Raw genomic sequence first — 15,077 nt, forward strand, 5'->3', positions numbered from 1 at the left:
AATGGTCTAAATAGTATAAGGAGCCTGTTGTTGCGCTTAGGCTAGGGTAAACGAGTCTAGGCTAAACTATCCCAGCGATAACCCATGCCATAGACAGTATCAATACAGTCAAACTCTGGCGCATTAGCGATAAATTTTTTGCGAATACGTTTCACATGGGAGGTGATCGTGCTGTCATCAACAAAGATTTTAGCTTCTTGCATTAATTCATGCCGGCTGCGTACATGGCCAGGATGTTTAGCTAACGCATGCACCATCCAAAATTCGGTGACGGTAAGTTCAATCGGTAACTGGTTCCAATAGACTTGCATGCGGTTGGCATCAATTGTCAGTGGCCCTCGCTCAAGCAGATATTCTTGCGGTGTTTGGCTGGCGGCAAGCTCAGAGCGGCGAAATAAAGCGGCTAAACGCGCAGTCAAATGCGGAAAACTCACTTCTTTACTTAAGTAATCATCGGCGCCTAAACGCAGACCACACACAGTATCAAAGTCACTGTCGCGGGCGGTCAAAAAGATGATGGGCAGCGTGCTAGACATCGCACGCAGCGACTGACATAGCATAAAACCGCCGTCAATTTCATTACCTAAACCAATATCAATAATGGCTAAATCTGGTAAACGGGTGTTAAAGGCTAACATGGCCGAGGGTCTGTCGGCATAGGTTTGCACGCTATAACCGTGTTGTTGCAGCACGTCCTTGTAATTCTCACGAATGGCCGCTTCATCTTCCACTATAGCGATACGCTTCATAGAGCCATATTCCTATTGCCTTTGGGACTTAAGTTTTCGTGACTATACAGGATTTTACCCGAGAAAAAAGACCACAAATACAATTGCCATTTTGTTGCCACAATTGATAGTTGCATTGCCATTTTCTATCCCTGCTCATGCCATTCCATTTGTGTTTAATAGCCTTATTAGTTTTGCACCTGTTTGACCTGATGCGGTTTTGAATTTGAGATTTCAGGGATGAGTGCAGCATCGAGAATAATCAGAAAGGAATGGATGATGAAAAAAACGCTAATTAATCTATTGGTGTTAAGTCTATTAAGTGCGCCCGTAGCCAGTGTTTTTGCGCGGGTTTCATTAAAAAACCAAGCGCTTGGACAAGATCAAACCTTAGAGCACGCTGCCAATGTTAACGATATGGCCACAGACAATGAATACAGCCATGAAGATGACGAAGTTGAAACCTTAATCGGCTTAGGTGGTGGGGCATTGGTCGGTGTATTGGTTGGTGGTCCTGTTGGCGCAATTATTGGCGCTCTTACCGGTACCTTGATTGGTAAATCCGTTGGCGACACTGACACGTTGCAAGTGCAGCAACGACAACTCCACCTGCAACAGTCCGAGTTATCTTTGCTGAGTGCAAAGCAGCAAAAAACTGAAAAACAGGCGAGCGAATATGCCATGGCGCAGCAAGAGCTTGATGAATTGTTGTCAGCACAGCGTCAATTACTCAGCGAATTAGCATTAGGACTTAATGTGCAGTTTCGTACGGGCTCCTCTGAGGTCGAAGCACACTTTTTACCTCAATTAGACGATGTGGCCGAGGTGATGAATTTATCACCAGAGCTTAACTTAGAGCTTAAGGGCTATGCCGACCGCCGAGGGGATGTTAGCTACAACCAAGCACTTTCTGAGCAGCGTTTACTGGAAGTACGTAGTTACCTTATTCAGCAAGGCGTTGCTGCACCGCGCATGACCACCCAAGCCTTTGGCGCATTATCGCCATTGCAAGCCCTGCAAGATAAAGAATCGGATGTATTTGATCGCCGCGTAACCTTAACACTGCAACCACACATAACCATGATGGCACAGCGCACAGCTGAGTAGCGGCCTCGTAACGTCATCTATTTTATAGCGTTTATATTAGTCAGTTTATATTATTTAATAGAAGGAAGCCTTTGTGATGGTCACAGGGAAAAGGGTAAAAGAAGTCAGTGAAACCATAGTGATACTGCTGATTAGTGCTGCTGTGTGTTGGTGTTTGCCCTTTGTGGCATTAGCTTCACCTAATAGCACTGGCACACTGCCAGAGCCACAAAATATAGCTTCGACTCAGGTAAATATTATAGAGCCGCAAGCCATTAATTTTGATGATATTACCCAAGGCACGTTGCTTTACCGTCAACAGAGTGGTGCTTGGGTGCCATCCTTGCCACTTGATACCCAAGTGGTCATGCAAGTCTCTGGATTAAGTAACCGCGTCAGCGTGAAACAAGTTTTTCGTAACAACACTGAGTTTGTGTTGAATGGACAATATTTGTTTCCGTTACCCAATGAGGCTGCGGTGGATTCGCTGCGATTACACATAGGCCAACGAGTGATTGAAGGACAAATTCACCCAAAGGCCGAGGCTAAGCAGATTTTTGAGCAGGCAAAAGCGGAGGGAAAACGTGCCAGCTTAGTCAGCCAAGAACGGCCGAATATGTTCACCACTGAAGTGGCAAATCTAGCACCTCAAGAGGAATTGATAGTAGAAATTAGTTACCAAGAGACCATTAAATATGAAGATGGTGTGTTTAGTTTACGTTTTCCGCTGGTGGTCGCGCCTCGTTATATTCCGGGCTTAACCTCTGGCGTAAGTGGTAGCGATTCAAGTGATCCTATAGCACAGGGAAGCCAATCGAGCCGAGTGACCAGCTCGCAGGTATTTGATGCCGACCGGATTATTGCGCCAGTGCGAGATGCAGCAAGTGGGCGCGATCCTGTACTTAATGCGAATATCCAAGTGTTGCTGGCAAAGGGTGTCGATGAAGCGTCGATTGAGAGTCTTTATCATGACATCAACCTTAATCAAGCTAATAGCGGCGCCGTTGATGTGTCACTGGCTCAAAGTGTGCCCACAAACCGTGACTTTGTATTGCAGTGGCGTGTAAAGCAAGGCACAAGCCCTATTGCTTGGGTATTTAATCAACAAGGTAAAACTCATCAATCTAATAGCGATACCGTGTCTCAAAATACGTTTGACACAAGCAAAGATAAGAAGGCAAGTGAAGATAACTACAGCTTAGTGATGGTGCTACCGCCTAAGGTTGAAAAAAGTAACCAGCCGAGTTTGCCCCGTGAACTAATTCTAGTGATTGATACGTCGGGCTCGATGGCGGGAGATTCTATCGTTCAAGCTAAAAATGCACTGTTGTACGCGTTAAAGGGACTTAAACCAGAAGATTATTTCAACATTATCGAATTTAACTCAGAATTATCTCAGCTGTCTGCAACGCCATTAGCTGCGACCTCGGCTAATTTGTCCCGCGCTCGTGAGTTTGTGAACCGTTTACAAGCTGATGGTGGCACTGAGATGGCGTTGGCACTGGATGCTGCATTACCCAAGTCGATGGCTAATGAAGCGACAAAATCATCGCAGCCTCTACGCCAAGTGATTTTTATGACAGATGGCTCGGTGGGTAATGAACAAGCCTTGTTTGACTTAATCCGCTACCAAATAGGTGAGAGCCGTTTGTTTACTGTTGGCATAGGTTCAGCGCCAAATTCACATTTTATGCAAAGAGCAGCTGAGCTCGGTCGTGGCACTTTTACTTATATTGGTAAAGTTGATGAGGTCGATGAGAAAATCAGCACTTTGCTGAGCAAAATTCAATATCCCGTGTTAACTGATATTCAAGTACGGTATGACGATGGCAGTGTTCCCGATTATTGGCCGTCACCGATTGCTGATTTATATCGAGGTGAGCCTGTGCTCGTTAGCCTTAAACGCGGTGCCCGTGAGCCGCAGGAGTTGGTGATTTCAGGACGTCAAGGTCACAAAAATTGGCAACAGTCATTATCATTGCAGGATAACGCCGCGGACCTTATTACCCATCAAAGCACGGGGTTAGATTTGTTCTGGGCCCGTAAACAAATCGCCGCATTAGAGCTCAGTAAAAATGGCGCCAATGATGACAAGGTCAAACAGCAAGTTACGGCTCTATCGATGAACTATCACTTAGTCAGCGCCTACACTAGTTTAGTGGCAGTTGATTTAACGCCAATCGATTCAACTGCGACCAGCCGTGATGCTGTGGTGCGTCAACACTTACCTCTAGGCTGGCAGCCATTTGGCGTATTACCGCAAACCGCCACTTCAAGTCGTTTGGATATGCTGCTTGGTGCGTTTACCTTGCTACTAGCCTTAATGCTGGCAAGGTCGATTCAGCGGCAAAGACAAGAAGATAAGGCCGCCTTAATGACATTGGCTTGTGAACAATGAGTTACGAGCTATGAGCAAAGCGAGAACGCAGCGATTTTTAGTGGTGGGATTATGTTTAATTGGCGCAACATTATTAGGAAAGGGATTCTATATGCAGGCTAAAGCACACTTTGCCCAGTATTTGATTGAACAGGCATGGACTAAAACATTAGCGGATGGCAAATCCCATAAGCCTTGGTCATGGGCGGATACTTACCCAGTTGCAAAATTGTCTATTTACCGCCAGCCCGCGGAGAATACGGCTAGTGAGGCTGAGCTTGATGACAGTTTATATGTCCTGGCGGGGGCTTCTGGACGAAATTTGGCTTTTGGCCCAAGTATGATGTTATCCAGTGCGCCAGCGGGACAAATAGGTAACACTGTGATTGCCGGCCACAGGGACACACATTTTGCAATACTCAATGGCATGGCGGTAGGTCGCCGTTTATCACTACAAACACTCAAGGGAAATAACATTATTTATGAAGTAGTTGCTACTCAAGTCGTGCATGAAACGGCAACCCAATTTATGGCACCGTCCGATGATAATCGTCTAACCTTGATTACCTGTTATCCCTTTGAGGCGCTTCAAGGTGGCGCTGAATTACGGTTTGTGGTGCAAGCCATACCGGTTGATGATGAGCTACTGCAAACGGGTCGTAAAGGTATACCCGCTGCAATAGAGAGTGAGTCGCAAGGAAATGTTGTCAGTGTGTCCCGCTTTACACATTAATATAAAGATAACGTAAGCCTTAGCCTAAGTTTGAATCCGATTTAGGCTAAGGTAGCAATCAACTACTTATTGGTAATACTCGATTTCGGCCTAAACGCTTGGCGTCATAAAGCAATTTATCCGCCGCTTCAATCAACTGCATACCCGTTTGTTTATCTTGCCATTGGGCAACGCCAAATGAAGCACTGATATTATTGATACGTTCATCTTTGCGTCTGTCTTTCAAACTAAGCTTTTCAAGACCACGGCGCATGCCTTCGGCTAGTTGCCTAGCGACACGTAACTGACTTTTAGGCACAATAATCGCAAATTCTTCACCGCCAAAACGATACAGTTTCACGCCATCACGACAAGATTCCTGCAAACGTTTAGCCACAGCTCGCAATACTTGATCGCCAAGCTGGTGGCCATAGGTGTCGTTAAATAGTTTGAAATGGTCAATATCGACTAAAATCACGCAGGTGCCTAATGGGGCTTGCGCCAACATACCGCTAAAATCGATGTCAAAAGCGCGGCGATTAAAACAGCCTGTTAGGGCATCGTAGAGTACATCTTTTTCTGTTTGTTCGAGTTTTTTCTTTAAGGCATCGATTTCGGTTTGAGCTTTTTGCAATTGGCCCGTAAAAAACTCTGTGCTAGAACGAATATTGTCGGACTCTTTCACTAAGCTGCGTACTAAATCAAGTACCTGTTCGACACTATAGCCTTCATCTTCAATACGATTGAGTTTTTCAAAATTACTATCAATACGCGACTGAAAGTCATTAGCATCCAAATTAGTATCTTTGAGTGATTGGGATAACTCAGTCACCATAGCATCTAAACTCTGGCGCATTCCTCTTACATCGAGCTCGACCGGATCGGCAACATATTGGCGATATAATAGTTCACTACTAACGGGAGGGCAGGTGTTGTACTGGGAAATCACTGTATCGAGTTGTCGATTTAACTCAGGGTTTTGCTCTCCAACATAAGTGTACCAAAGTGCATAGTTAACCGGTGTAGTCGGAATTTTATGTTTGAGCATCAAAGGCACTGCTTTTTTGAGATTGAGTGCCGCAATTTGTAATAACTCTAACGACATATTGTTACCTTACTCAATGAAAATGCACGGATATTAAAATTTTTTTACTATTTACGTCGCCTCAGCGATAAAAATATCGGTACGTAAAAGGTGTTATTATTGTTTTTACCTAGCAGTAGTGATTCTGTTTACGCATGGCTGCCATCATAAATAGAAGATGATATGGTAAAGTTTATCCTTAAAATTAAATAATGATAATAACTTGGGAGAAAGTTGTGAAAAATATCATCTTAGCCACCAGTCTGATGGCCACGGTCTCATTTCCTGCCTTTGCTGACACAACATTTATGCAAAGCCTCGATCTCGCGCAATACCGAACCGATGTTAAAACGCTAGCGAGCGATGCCTTTGGTGGACGCGCGCCCTTATCTGAAGGTGAGACATTAACTTTAGACTATTTAGTAAAAGCATTTAAAGATATGGGTCTAAAACCCGGATTTGGTGACAGTTACTTACAAGCGGTTCCTTTAGCGCAAATTAGCGCAGATCAACATATGCAGCTTGATATCGGTGGTCTTAAGTTTGCCAATGGCAGTGAATTTACTGCCAGAACCCAAAGAGTCTCCGAAAAAGTCAGCTTAAATAATAGCGACGTAGTGTTTGTTGGCTACGGTATTAATGCGCCGGAATATGGCTGGAATGATTACCAAGGGGTAGATGTAAAAGGCAAAACCGTTATTGTACTCGTCAATGATCCTGGCTTTGCTACTCAAGATCCCGCAGTGTTCAAAGGTAATGCCATGACCTATTACGGCCGCTGGACTTATAAGTATGAAGAAGCCGCGCGTCAAGGCGCAGAGGCTGTGTTTATTGTGCACGAAACAGCTCCGGCAGCCTATGGTTGGGGCGTGGTGCAAAACTCTAATACGGGGACTAAGTTTACATTGGTTGATGCCAATAATAACCAAGGACAAGTTGGTATTATGGGCTGGGTTCAGCACGAAACTGTGCAAAAAATCTTTGCTAAAGCAGGGTTAGATTTTGATCTTTTAAAACAGCAAGCAGCAAAACCAGCCTTTAAGGCAATACCGCTTAAGCTCACCGCACAACTTACATTAATTAATCAAATTGAACGCGCACAGTCCCATAACGTTGCAGCATTATTACCAGGTAAAACTCGCCCTGATGAGGTTGTCATGATGCACGCCCACTGGGATCATCTTGGCACTGTGATTGAAAACGGAAAACCTGAGGTTTTAAATGGTGCGGTCGATAATGCCAGCGGTGTGGCTGGTGTTCTAGCATTGGCTCGATACTTTAAGCAGCAAGCGAGTACTGCGCCATTAGAACGTTCTATTCTTTTTAGTGCTTTTACGGCAGAGGAAACCGGTCTGATTGGCGCGCAGCATTTTGCTCAGCACCCCAGTGTGCCAACAAAAAATATTGTCGCCTTTTTAAATATCGATGGCATGAATATGAATCAAGGCGTGAATTACGTCTTGCGTTATGGGGAGGGAGTGTCTGAGTTAGAACAATACTTAGATAAAGCAGCTAAGGTGCAAGAACGCTCGGTGAAAGCCGATCCAAGACCGCAGAATGGTTTGATGTTCAGATCCGATCACTTTGCGCTAGCCCAGCAAGGTGTCCCAGGACTGTTATTCATGAGTCTTGGGGATACCGATCCCGATTATATCACCCATAAATACCACCAAGCCGCGGATGACTATGATCCTAGTTGGTCATTGGAAGGCGTGAGGCAAGATCTTGATTTAATCGCCAGTATGCTTACCACGTTAGCTAATGGCACTGATTGGCCTCACTGGCTTGAGTCATCAGACTTTAAAGCCAAACGTGAACTAGATGGCCGTAAATAGTTGAAACGCGTTTAAGTAAAATGGCGTCGAGTAGACGCCATTTTGTTGTGCCGTTTTAGATATTTAATAATACACAAAGAAGAATACTTATTAATTAAAAGGTATAGCTAACTGAAAGCATAGGACCAGTAAAGCTGTAATAGATATTATAGTTCGCAATTTGCGTGTTTTTAGTGGGTGAGTTTTGGGCGATATCAACGTCAACTTCGTAGTAATTATAGGCCACATTCATACGCCAATTCGGAGTGATTTGTGCATCAACACCGAGTTTAATATCAACGAGGTTACCTTTTACATCATTGAGTTTTACATAAAAATATTGTGCATGGCCGGTAAATTGCCAACCGGGGATAAACTCATAGTGGCCATATATACCAACATCTGGCAGAGGTGCGGTGACACTTTCGTCAACAATGCGCGGAATAGCTTGGCTACCACAGACATTATTCACTAATTCTGAAGAGGAACAAACTCCGATTACCCCTTCAAATCCCATTTTGATAAACATGGTATGCAGTCCAAACGACAAACCTACGTCATAGTTACTACTTTGAAACACATCATAGCCATAACCTAATCGCAGCACATCAATATTTAAAGTCGAATTCAGTCTGCCACCGGCTTTAATATCATAAATATTATCATTAATTTCGATCAGAAAGGGCTTAGATAATGCTTGGGTTTCGGCGTTTCTATGGAGTTTCTTCCAGTCTAGGTAGATATTGTGACGTTCGTTAAAGTGATAATTTAGCTCGATGAAAGGTAAAAACTCGTTTTCGGCTAACTGTAGGTCAGACTCATAGTCCAAGGTAAAATTATTACCTGAAATAGGGTTTGTAACTTCCATATTTGTATCTGATTGCGAATAGAAACCACCGAACTCAATAGTAAAATCATCGGCTTGCACTTGATTGCTCACGAGTGACGCTATGATTAGGGGTAACAAGCGGATCGACATATTAAGTAGTGACTCCAGCATTATTTTTATTATGTTTAATGATTAGATTTTGCTGTTGTTAAATATTCGATAAAAAATCGACATTGGCAGTCTAACAGCAAATATAAAAATGTGAATAAAATGTTTTCAACACGCTGTTTTTTTGTGATCAAAAATGGTTTATGTATAACTTTTATGCGACTGTGTGAAATTTGAGCGATAAATCACATTCATTTTCGATTGAAGCTTAAAGATGAGCAACATATTCGCGGTAAATTATCGAAGTTATTATTGCTAGGGGTAGCGGAACAATTTGAGTGATACTCATGAAGATGAAAGATAAGGTAAATAAATGCAGGGGAGTCATTAGCTTTAGAATATCTAGCGGCAGATACCGCTAGATATTATGCTTATTTAAATATTTTTCTTCGGTCTTAAAGGTCGATAGAGGCTAGCTCGATGCCAGCGTTGCCATATTATTAGTTTCAATATTAGCTGATGTACCGTCTGCCACTATTTTAGGGCTACTTGGCTCGTCTTTATTAAACATGCCTAAGCGGATACGAATAAAGTGTAAAATTTGCGCCGCTATATCCACATTTAAACAAGACTCCAAACCTTCAAATCCTGGAGATGAATTCGCTTCACAGATTTTATAATGGCCGTTATCGAATAATAAATCGATACCCGCAACATCAAGATCGAGAATATTGGCTGTTTGGGTGGCTAACCATTCAATTTCAGGTGTGATTTGAAATGGGCGCGCTGAGCCACCCGCACTCACGTTAGCTTTAAAGCTATCTTCCTGACCGCGCCTTTCATAGCAACCCGCAACACGACCCCCAATCGTAAATACCCGTAGATCGCGGCCATGACTGTTAGCAATAAACTCTTGCAAAATAATGTTAGCGTTTTTGTTGGTCGCTTCAATTAATTGCATTAAATCATCGAATTCTCGTGCCTTATGGGATAAAAATACGCCGCTGCCCTGTGAGCCAGAAAGTGTTTTAATCACCACAGGAAAACCTAGGTGACGTTCCACCAGATTAATATCGACAGGGAATTTAACCAGCATGGTTTTAGGCGTTGGCAAATTTTTCTCGGCCAACAACTGCTGGGAGAATAGCTTGTCTTTAACAATTTCAATGGCTTTAGAAGGGTTAAGGCAATACACGCCTAATCGTTCTAAGTGGCGAATAATGGCTAAAGCAAAGTAAGTCGTACCTGAGCCCATTCGCGGAATAATAAAATCAGGCAGCTCGACGGCTTGCCCATTCAATAAAATACTCTTGTTATCTTCTCTGGTGACAGTTAAATCAAATTCATCTGGTGCGTAAACTGTCAACTCGATGTTGTCAGCTTTGGCTGACGCCAGTAAACGATCAATTTCATACCATTCAGGTTTTAGCTGAGTCGCAGTTTCTTTATATAAAATCCAACCACGCATTTAGTAGCAAACCTTAATTATCATTCTTTATCCTCAGGTTCAGGTTCATCCTGAACATCATCTTCAATATCAAATACAGCATCGGCTTCGAGTTCTATTTCTATTTCGGGCTTGGTTGCAGGCAAATGCACTGTACCAACCACGGCATAAAAGGGCTTCCCCATGGCGAGCCTGCGATACTTTACCCAGATCTGTTCTAACAAGCTACTGGGCGCGATATTTCCTTTGGCGACTTCGACAAATTGGGCTTCTTCAGCGGTACAAGGTAAGGTTTTACCTTCGGCTAAATTCTTCATCGCATGTCCATACAATTCAAGAAGTTCAGCTTCTTTATTGGTGAAATCACCGCTGCGTTTAAAGCCTTTGGGGAAATTAGCATCATCGTAAAAACGTTTTTGAGAGTTAAAACTTACAGTAGCTGAGCCGTTAAACGTCTCAGAACCCTTGTTAGCGCTTAGAAAAGTCTGTTCAGACATGGCAGTTACCTTCTGGTTTTTGATACACAAAGATTTGCAACTGGAGTATTGGCTAGTATTATTGATTTATAAATCAAAAAAATTTGTCTATGTTGGTCAAGAATTTTTATGGATACTGATTTACTAAAAACCTTTCTTGAAGTCTCCCGTACTCGCCATTTTGGTAAAGCGGCAGAAAACCTTTATTTGACTCGCAGTGCGGTGAGTTTTCGGGTTAAGCAACTTGAAAGTATCTTGGGTGTCGCGTTATTCGAGCGTCAACGCAATAACATTCAACCTACGCCAGCGGGCGAGCGTATGCTCGGCCACGCTGAGGCGGTACTGACGGCGTGGGAGCGGGCTAAACAAGATGTTTCCTTGAGTCAGTTACAATCGACTCAGCTTGCTATTGGCGCAGGGCCGAATATTTGGGACGCCTATCTGCAGGGTTATTTACAAGGATTGCATGTGGGGTTGCCTGGCGTTGCACTGCGCACAGAAGTCTTACCGACCAATGCGATGACGCGCCAATTAATGGATCGTACTCTTGATATCGCGATTTCATTTGATCCCCCCAAACTAGAACAATTTGAATTACAGCAACTGGGACAAATTAATCTGCTGTTAGTGTCGAGTATTAACGATCAAAGCGTCGATGCCGTTGTGGCGGGACAGTATGTGAAAGTAGATTGGGGAACGGCGTTTAATATTGTCCATGCGCAGGAGTATGCTTCATTGCCGGTGCCTACACTCCACACCAGTTCGGCGAGTATTGCTTTAGATTTTATTTTAAATAATGGCGGCTGTGCATTTTTGCCTGAGCACCTAGTACAGCATGCTTTGCGCTGCGGTGAATTACATCTTGTTAGTGGCGCGAATGCGATTTCACGTAATGTGTATGTGGCTTATTGGGCGGAAAACGATCGCTTAGCTCAAATAAAACAAGCCATCGGCTTTTTAAAAGACGATGGCTCAGTGTTTGCTCATGCGACTATCTAAACATCGGTCTAAACATCGGTGTTAGAGCACTAGAGGCGTCAATACGACCAGCCAAGTTAACCCGCACAGCGCAAGACTCATAAAAACGGCTGCCGATGCTATGTCTTTGGCTTGGCCGCTGAGTGGGTGGATTTCGCTACCAACCCTATCAACCACGGCTTCAATCGCCGAGTTGAGCAATTCTACAATCAATACGATAAATAACGTTAGAATCAGCATTAAGCGTTCAATCGTACTGATATTGACCCACAGCGCCACAGGTAACATCACGATTGCTAAGATTAATTCTTGTCTAAAGGCGGCTTCGTGTATCCAAGCCGCTTTTAAGCCCTTCATTGAAAAGCCTGTAGCTCTGACAATGCGTTTAATGCCGTGATTGTTGGCTGGTTTCATCATGTTTCCAATTAACATTAGCGCCAAAGCGCTGAGACTTTGCTGGTTCAAATAAGAGCAATCAAGCAAAAAATACCCGTTTGTAACATTTGACCAAGTTAATAAATTGCGCCGCAGTATAGCCTGAGTTCATAAGCGTATAAACACTTAACTGAGCAAATTGATGGTTAACATTCTTTGTTAACTTAGTGGGTTAGTGGTTTTTGTGGTTATTTGGATGCAATTTTAGTTGTTCGATCTAAGCTTGATGTTGGGCAATACTAGAAGCGAGCAAAGGAATGACTCACATGAAAAAGTTACAATATTTAACATATTACTCATCGCTTAGGTGGTATGTCTTTACTCTGCTATTTAGCTTGTTTCAGTGTTTGCCTGCTTTTTCGGCTGTACAAGTGTCGCCACCAATACAACTGGCAACCGTGTTTGATGGTGATAAAGTACAGCAAGACATTAATATTAAAGATTTTTTGATCAGTGAAAAACTCGACGGAGTTCGAGGTTACTGGAACGGTAAGGCATTATTCACTCGACAAGGTTATGTTATTGCTGCGCCTATTTGGTTTACTGCGAATTTTCCGGATTATCCTTTAGACGGTGAATTATGGCTCGGTCGAGGTCAGTTTGAAGCCATGTCGAGTTTAATCCGGCAAAGTGTTGCTAATGAGGAAGATTGGCGCAAGGTACGGTTTATGATATTTGATGTACCAAAGGCGGGTGGTGACTTTAATAGTCGTTATCAATTTGCGCAGGCTAAACTGAGCGGTAAATCGAATTACCTTGAAGTCATAAAGCAGTTCCAATTAGCAAGTCTTGAGGCTTTGTATCAAAAACTGGATACCCTTGTGGCTAAAGGCGCTGAAGGATTAATGCTCCATCGCAGTTCTGCAATGTATATGATTGGCCGTAACCCTAATTTGATGAAGTTAAAACCTTATTATGATGCTGAAGCTTTAGTCATTGCCCACATTCCGGGTAAAGGTCAATTTGCAGGGCAGATGGGCGCATTGCGAGTACAAACACCAGATGGGCGAGTTTTTAGTATTGGCACTGGTTTTAGTCTTGCACAGCGTCAACATCCCCCCGCGGTAGGCGTGACTATTACCTACAAATATCTAGGCCTTACAGTGAACGGCTTACCCCGTTTCGCGAGTTTTTTACGAATACGCAGTGATGTGACTACAAATAACATTCAATAGTCGAGCATAGATTGACTCGCGACTATTTATCGAAATTATGACTTATGAAGTCAGTTTTATGTTGTCTTAGATTGATAATCTAGGCTCAAACGACATCCCATCACTTTATGATGACTGTAAAAGCGCTTTGACGATAGAGGTATACAAGATAATGAAGCAAGCAAGAGTGCAACGCATATTAATGGTGTGTATGGGCAATATCTGTCGCTCACCTACTGCAGAAGCAGTGTGCCGCGCTAAGATTGCGCAGGGAAGGCTGAATATTGAGGTGGATTCTGCTGGTATTATGAGCTATCACCAAGGCGATAAACCCGATAGTCGTACTATTGCCGCGGGCAAAATGCGTGGTTTTAGTTTTGAAGGAATGCGGGCTCGGCAGATTGTAGATGCTGATTTTGAGCATTTTGATTTAATTCTCGCGGCGGATAAGGTCAATTTAGCGGATCTGCGGTATCGTTGTCCGCTCGAGTATCAGCATAAATTACAGCTAATGCTTGCTTACGGTAATACGCAAGTCAGTGAGGTGCCGGACCCTTACTACGGTGGTGCAGAAGGTTTTGAATTAGTGCTAGATTTATTAGAGCAGAGCATGGATACCTTGCTTAATAATCTTGTATCAAGTACACCAAAATAACGGTGAGTTAACGCTTATATATTGCTAAATATCTCGTAATAAAAAGCCAGCACATTGAATATACTGGCTTACTTACTGCTCAACTGCTCAACTGCTCAACTGCTCAACTGCTCAACTGCTCAACTGCTCAACTGCTCATTGATTAATCGTGGCGTTTGCCTGAACGTTTAAGCCGCTCATTAGCCAGTTTAGCCTCTTTCTCAGCTTCTTTTATGGCCAAAACACGGGCGACTTCAATCTTCTCTATCTCGGCCATCGCAGGCGTTTCTAATGAGAGTAAACCGATTTTGCCTGAGCGGTATTCATGCAGTAATAATTCAGATGCTTTGTGCATATCAATACGACCACCAGGACGCAGGGCGCCACGTTTACGGCCAATCGCTTCAAGTAAAGCCACATCATCTTTGGGTAATTCGCTGAGATTGTAGCGCTCACAAATCTCTTTGGGATAGGCGGTTAAGAAATACTTCGCGGCGAACAAGGCCACATCTTCATATTCCATCGCGGTATCTTTGATAGCACCCGTGACGGCGAGGCGATAGCTACTGGCTTCGTTATCTACTTTGGGCCACAAAATACCTGGGGTGTCCGATAGCACGATACCGTTACGCAAATTGATGCGTTGTTGGGTTTTGGTCACTGCGGGTTCGTTACCGGTTTTAGCGATGACACGGCCAGCCAAGGTGTTGATGATGGTGGATTTACCTACGTTGGGAATGCCCATTATCATAGTGCGAATATCTTTTTCAGTTTTATCGCGACTTGGCACTAACTTGCGGCAAATATCAGGGATTTTTTTTACCATAGCCGCTTGCAGTGTAGTGATTGCCGTTGCCTTAACGCCTTGCTCACGCTCTAAGTATTCAATCCATTGCGCGGTGATCTCAGGATCAGCCAGATCAGATTTATTCAGCAGTTTAATACAAGGTTTGTCGCCTCTAAGCTGAGTCACCATGGGGTTTTCGCTACTGTAGGGGATACGCGCGTCCAGCACTTCGATAACAAGATCGACCTGAGGCATTGCCTCTTCAATCTCTTTGCGTGCTTTGTGCATATGCCCTGGATACCACTGAATTGCCATGATAACGCCTTGTCCTAAATAACTTAAAGAGCGGCTATTCTACCTTGAAGGTGACAAATATCATAAAAAAAGCGCCCGAGGGCGCTTCAATTGCTTAATCCTTGACTGTCTCT

The 15,077-nt window shown here is 43.6% G+C and carries 14 protein-coding genes; 7 read left to right on the top strand and 7 right to left on the bottom strand.

Translation table 11 applies throughout. The features are described from left to right. Positions 1-56: 56 nt before the first annotated feature. Positions 57-749, bottom strand: a complete 693-nt coding sequence (pdsR, locus tag C9I43_RS05775) for a proteobacterial dedicated sortase system response regulator (RefSeq protein ID WP_076500247.1) — start codon at positions 747-749, stop codon at positions 57-59. 255 nt (positions 750-1,004) lie between these two features. Between pdsR and pdsO the strand changes: the two genes are divergently transcribed. From pdsO to C9I43_RS05790, 3 genes are all read left to right on the top strand, one after another. Continuing rightward, positions 1,005-1,835 carry a sortase-associated OmpA-like protein PdsO gene (pdsO, locus tag C9I43_RS05780; RefSeq protein ID WP_107882665.1) on the top strand — a complete coding sequence of 277 codons (831 nt, stop codon included), beginning with the start codon at positions 1,005-1,007 and terminating at the stop codon, positions 1,833-1,835. Positions 1,836-1,911: 76 nt separating this feature from the next. After that, on the top strand, positions 1,912-4,212 hold the full coding sequence (locus C9I43_RS05785; RefSeq protein WP_107882667.1) for a marine proteobacterial sortase target protein: 2,301 nt from the start codon (positions 1,912-1,914) through the stop codon (positions 4,210-4,212). 10 nt (positions 4,213-4,222) lie between these two features. Then, positions 4,223-4,924, top strand: a complete 702-nt coding sequence (locus tag C9I43_RS05790; protein WP_107882669.1) for a class GN sortase — start codon at positions 4,223-4,225, stop codon at positions 4,922-4,924. A gap of 58 nt (positions 4,925-4,982) precedes the next feature. On the opposite strand, the gene C9I43_RS05795 is transcribed toward C9I43_RS05790, so the two are convergent. Next, positions 4,983-6,008, bottom strand: coding sequence for a GGDEF domain-containing protein (locus tag C9I43_RS05795; RefSeq protein WP_076500243.1), 1,026 nt, complete (start codon positions 6,006-6,008; stop codon positions 4,983-4,985). Between the two features lie 191 nt (positions 6,009-6,199). On the opposite strand from C9I43_RS05795, the gene C9I43_RS05800 reads away from it, so the two are divergent. Beyond that, entirely contained in the window at positions 6,200-7,822 is a 1,623-nt protein-coding gene (locus C9I43_RS05800) for a M28 family metallopeptidase (protein ID WP_181317854.1), read from the top strand. A 94-nt stretch (positions 7,823-7,916) separates the two neighbouring features. Here the strand turns inward: C9I43_RS05800 and C9I43_RS05805 are convergent, their stop codons facing one another. The 3 genes from C9I43_RS05805 to C9I43_RS05815 all read right to left on the bottom strand — a co-directional run bounded on the left by C9I43_RS05805 (position 7,917) and on the right by C9I43_RS05815 (position 10,682). Next, entirely contained in the window at positions 7,917-8,780 is an 864-nt protein-coding gene (locus C9I43_RS05805) for a hypothetical protein (protein ID WP_107882673.1), read from the bottom strand. Between the two features lie 430 nt (positions 8,781-9,210). Further along, on the bottom strand, positions 9,211-10,206 hold the full coding sequence (locus tag C9I43_RS05810; RefSeq protein ID WP_107882675.1) for an ATP-grasp domain-containing protein: 996 nt from the start codon (positions 10,204-10,206) through the stop codon (positions 9,211-9,213). A gap of 20 nt (positions 10,207-10,226) precedes the next feature. Continuing rightward, on the bottom strand, positions 10,227-10,682 hold the full coding sequence (locus C9I43_RS05815) for a MaoP family protein (RefSeq protein ID WP_107882677.1): 456 nt from the start codon (positions 10,680-10,682) through the stop codon (positions 10,227-10,229). 108 nt (positions 10,683-10,790) lie between these two features. Between C9I43_RS05815 and hdfR the strand changes: the two genes are divergently transcribed. Then, entirely contained in the window at positions 10,791-11,660 is an 870-nt protein-coding gene (gene hdfR / locus C9I43_RS05820) for an HTH-type transcriptional regulator HdfR (RefSeq protein ID WP_107882679.1), read from the top strand. 21 nt (positions 11,661-11,681) lie between these two features. On the opposite strand, the gene C9I43_RS05825 is transcribed toward hdfR, so the two are convergent. After that, positions 11,682-12,053 (bottom strand): diacylglycerol kinase, encoded by a 372-nt coding sequence (locus C9I43_RS05825; RefSeq protein WP_107882681.1) that lies wholly within the window; start codon positions 12,051-12,053, stop codon positions 11,682-11,684. A 278-nt stretch (positions 12,054-12,331) separates the two neighbouring features. Between C9I43_RS05825 and C9I43_RS05830 the strand changes: the two genes are divergently transcribed. Beyond that, positions 12,332-13,249: a DNA ligase gene (locus tag C9I43_RS05830; RefSeq protein WP_107882683.1), complete on the top strand. Its 918-nt coding sequence runs from the start codon at positions 12,332-12,334 to the stop codon at positions 13,247-13,249. Positions 13,250-13,400: 151 nt separating this feature from the next. Then, positions 13,401-13,883 carry a low molecular weight protein-tyrosine-phosphatase gene (locus C9I43_RS05835; RefSeq protein WP_107882685.1) on the top strand — a complete coding sequence of 161 codons (483 nt, stop codon included), beginning with the start codon at positions 13,401-13,403 and terminating at the stop codon, positions 13,881-13,883. 142 nt (positions 13,884-14,025) lie between these two features. Here the strand turns inward: C9I43_RS05835 and ylqF are convergent, their stop codons facing one another. After that, entirely contained in the window at positions 14,026-14,964 is a 939-nt protein-coding gene (gene ylqF / locus C9I43_RS05840; protein ID WP_076500230.1) for a ribosome biogenesis GTPase YlqF, read from the bottom strand. Between the last annotated feature and the right edge of the window lie 113 nt (positions 14,965-15,077).

This window comes from Shewanella morhuae (genome assembly GCF_003028295.1).
GTDB classification, from domain to species: Bacteria; Pseudomonadota; Gammaproteobacteria; order Enterobacterales; family Shewanellaceae; genus Shewanella; species Shewanella morhuae.

Coding starts and splice junctions, on each gene's coding strand:
- C9I43_RS05810 (WP_107882675.1), bottom strand. CDS start 10,206: ATGCGTGGTTGGATTTTATATAAAGAAACTGCGACTCAGCTAAAACCT.
- hdfR (WP_107882679.1), top strand. CDS start 10,791: ATGGATACTGATTTACTAAAAACCTTTCTTGAAGTCTCCCGTACTCGC.
- C9I43_RS05835 (WP_107882685.1), top strand. CDS start 13,401: ATGAAGCAAGCAAGAGTGCAACGCATATTAATGGTGTGTATGGGCAAT.
- C9I43_RS05815 (WP_107882677.1), bottom strand. CDS start 10,682: ATGTCTGAACAGACTTTTCTAAGCGCTAACAAGGGTTCTGAGACGTTT.
- ylqF (WP_076500230.1), bottom strand. CDS start 14,964: ATGGCAATTCAGTGGTATCCAGGGCATATGCACAAAGCACGCAAAGAG.
- pdsR (WP_076500247.1), bottom strand. CDS start 749: ATGAAGCGTATCGCTATAGTGGAAGATGAAGCGGCCATTCGTGAGAAT.
- pdsO (WP_107882665.1), top strand. CDS start 1,005: ATGATGAAAAAAACGCTAATTAATCTATTGGTGTTAAGTCTATTAAGT.
- C9I43_RS05825 (WP_107882681.1), bottom strand. CDS start 12,053: ATGAAACCAGCCAACAATCACGGCATTAAACGCATTGTCAGAGCTACA.
- C9I43_RS05795 (WP_076500243.1), bottom strand. CDS start 6,008: ATGTCGTTAGAGTTATTACAAATTGCGGCACTCAATCTCAAAAAAGCA.
- C9I43_RS05800 (WP_181317854.1), top strand. CDS start 6,200: ATGATAATAACTTGGGAGAAAGTTGTGAAAAATATCATCTTAGCCACC.
- C9I43_RS05830 (WP_107882683.1), top strand. CDS start 12,332: ATGACTCACATGAAAAAGTTACAATATTTAACATATTACTCATCGCTT.
- C9I43_RS05785 (WP_107882667.1), top strand. CDS start 1,912: ATGGTCACAGGGAAAAGGGTAAAAGAAGTCAGTGAAACCATAGTGATA.
- C9I43_RS05790 (WP_107882669.1), top strand. CDS start 4,223: ATGAGCAAAGCGAGAACGCAGCGATTTTTAGTGGTGGGATTATGTTTA.
- C9I43_RS05805 (WP_107882673.1), bottom strand. CDS start 8,780: ATGTCGATCCGCTTGTTACCCCTAATCATAGCGTCACTCGTGAGCAAT.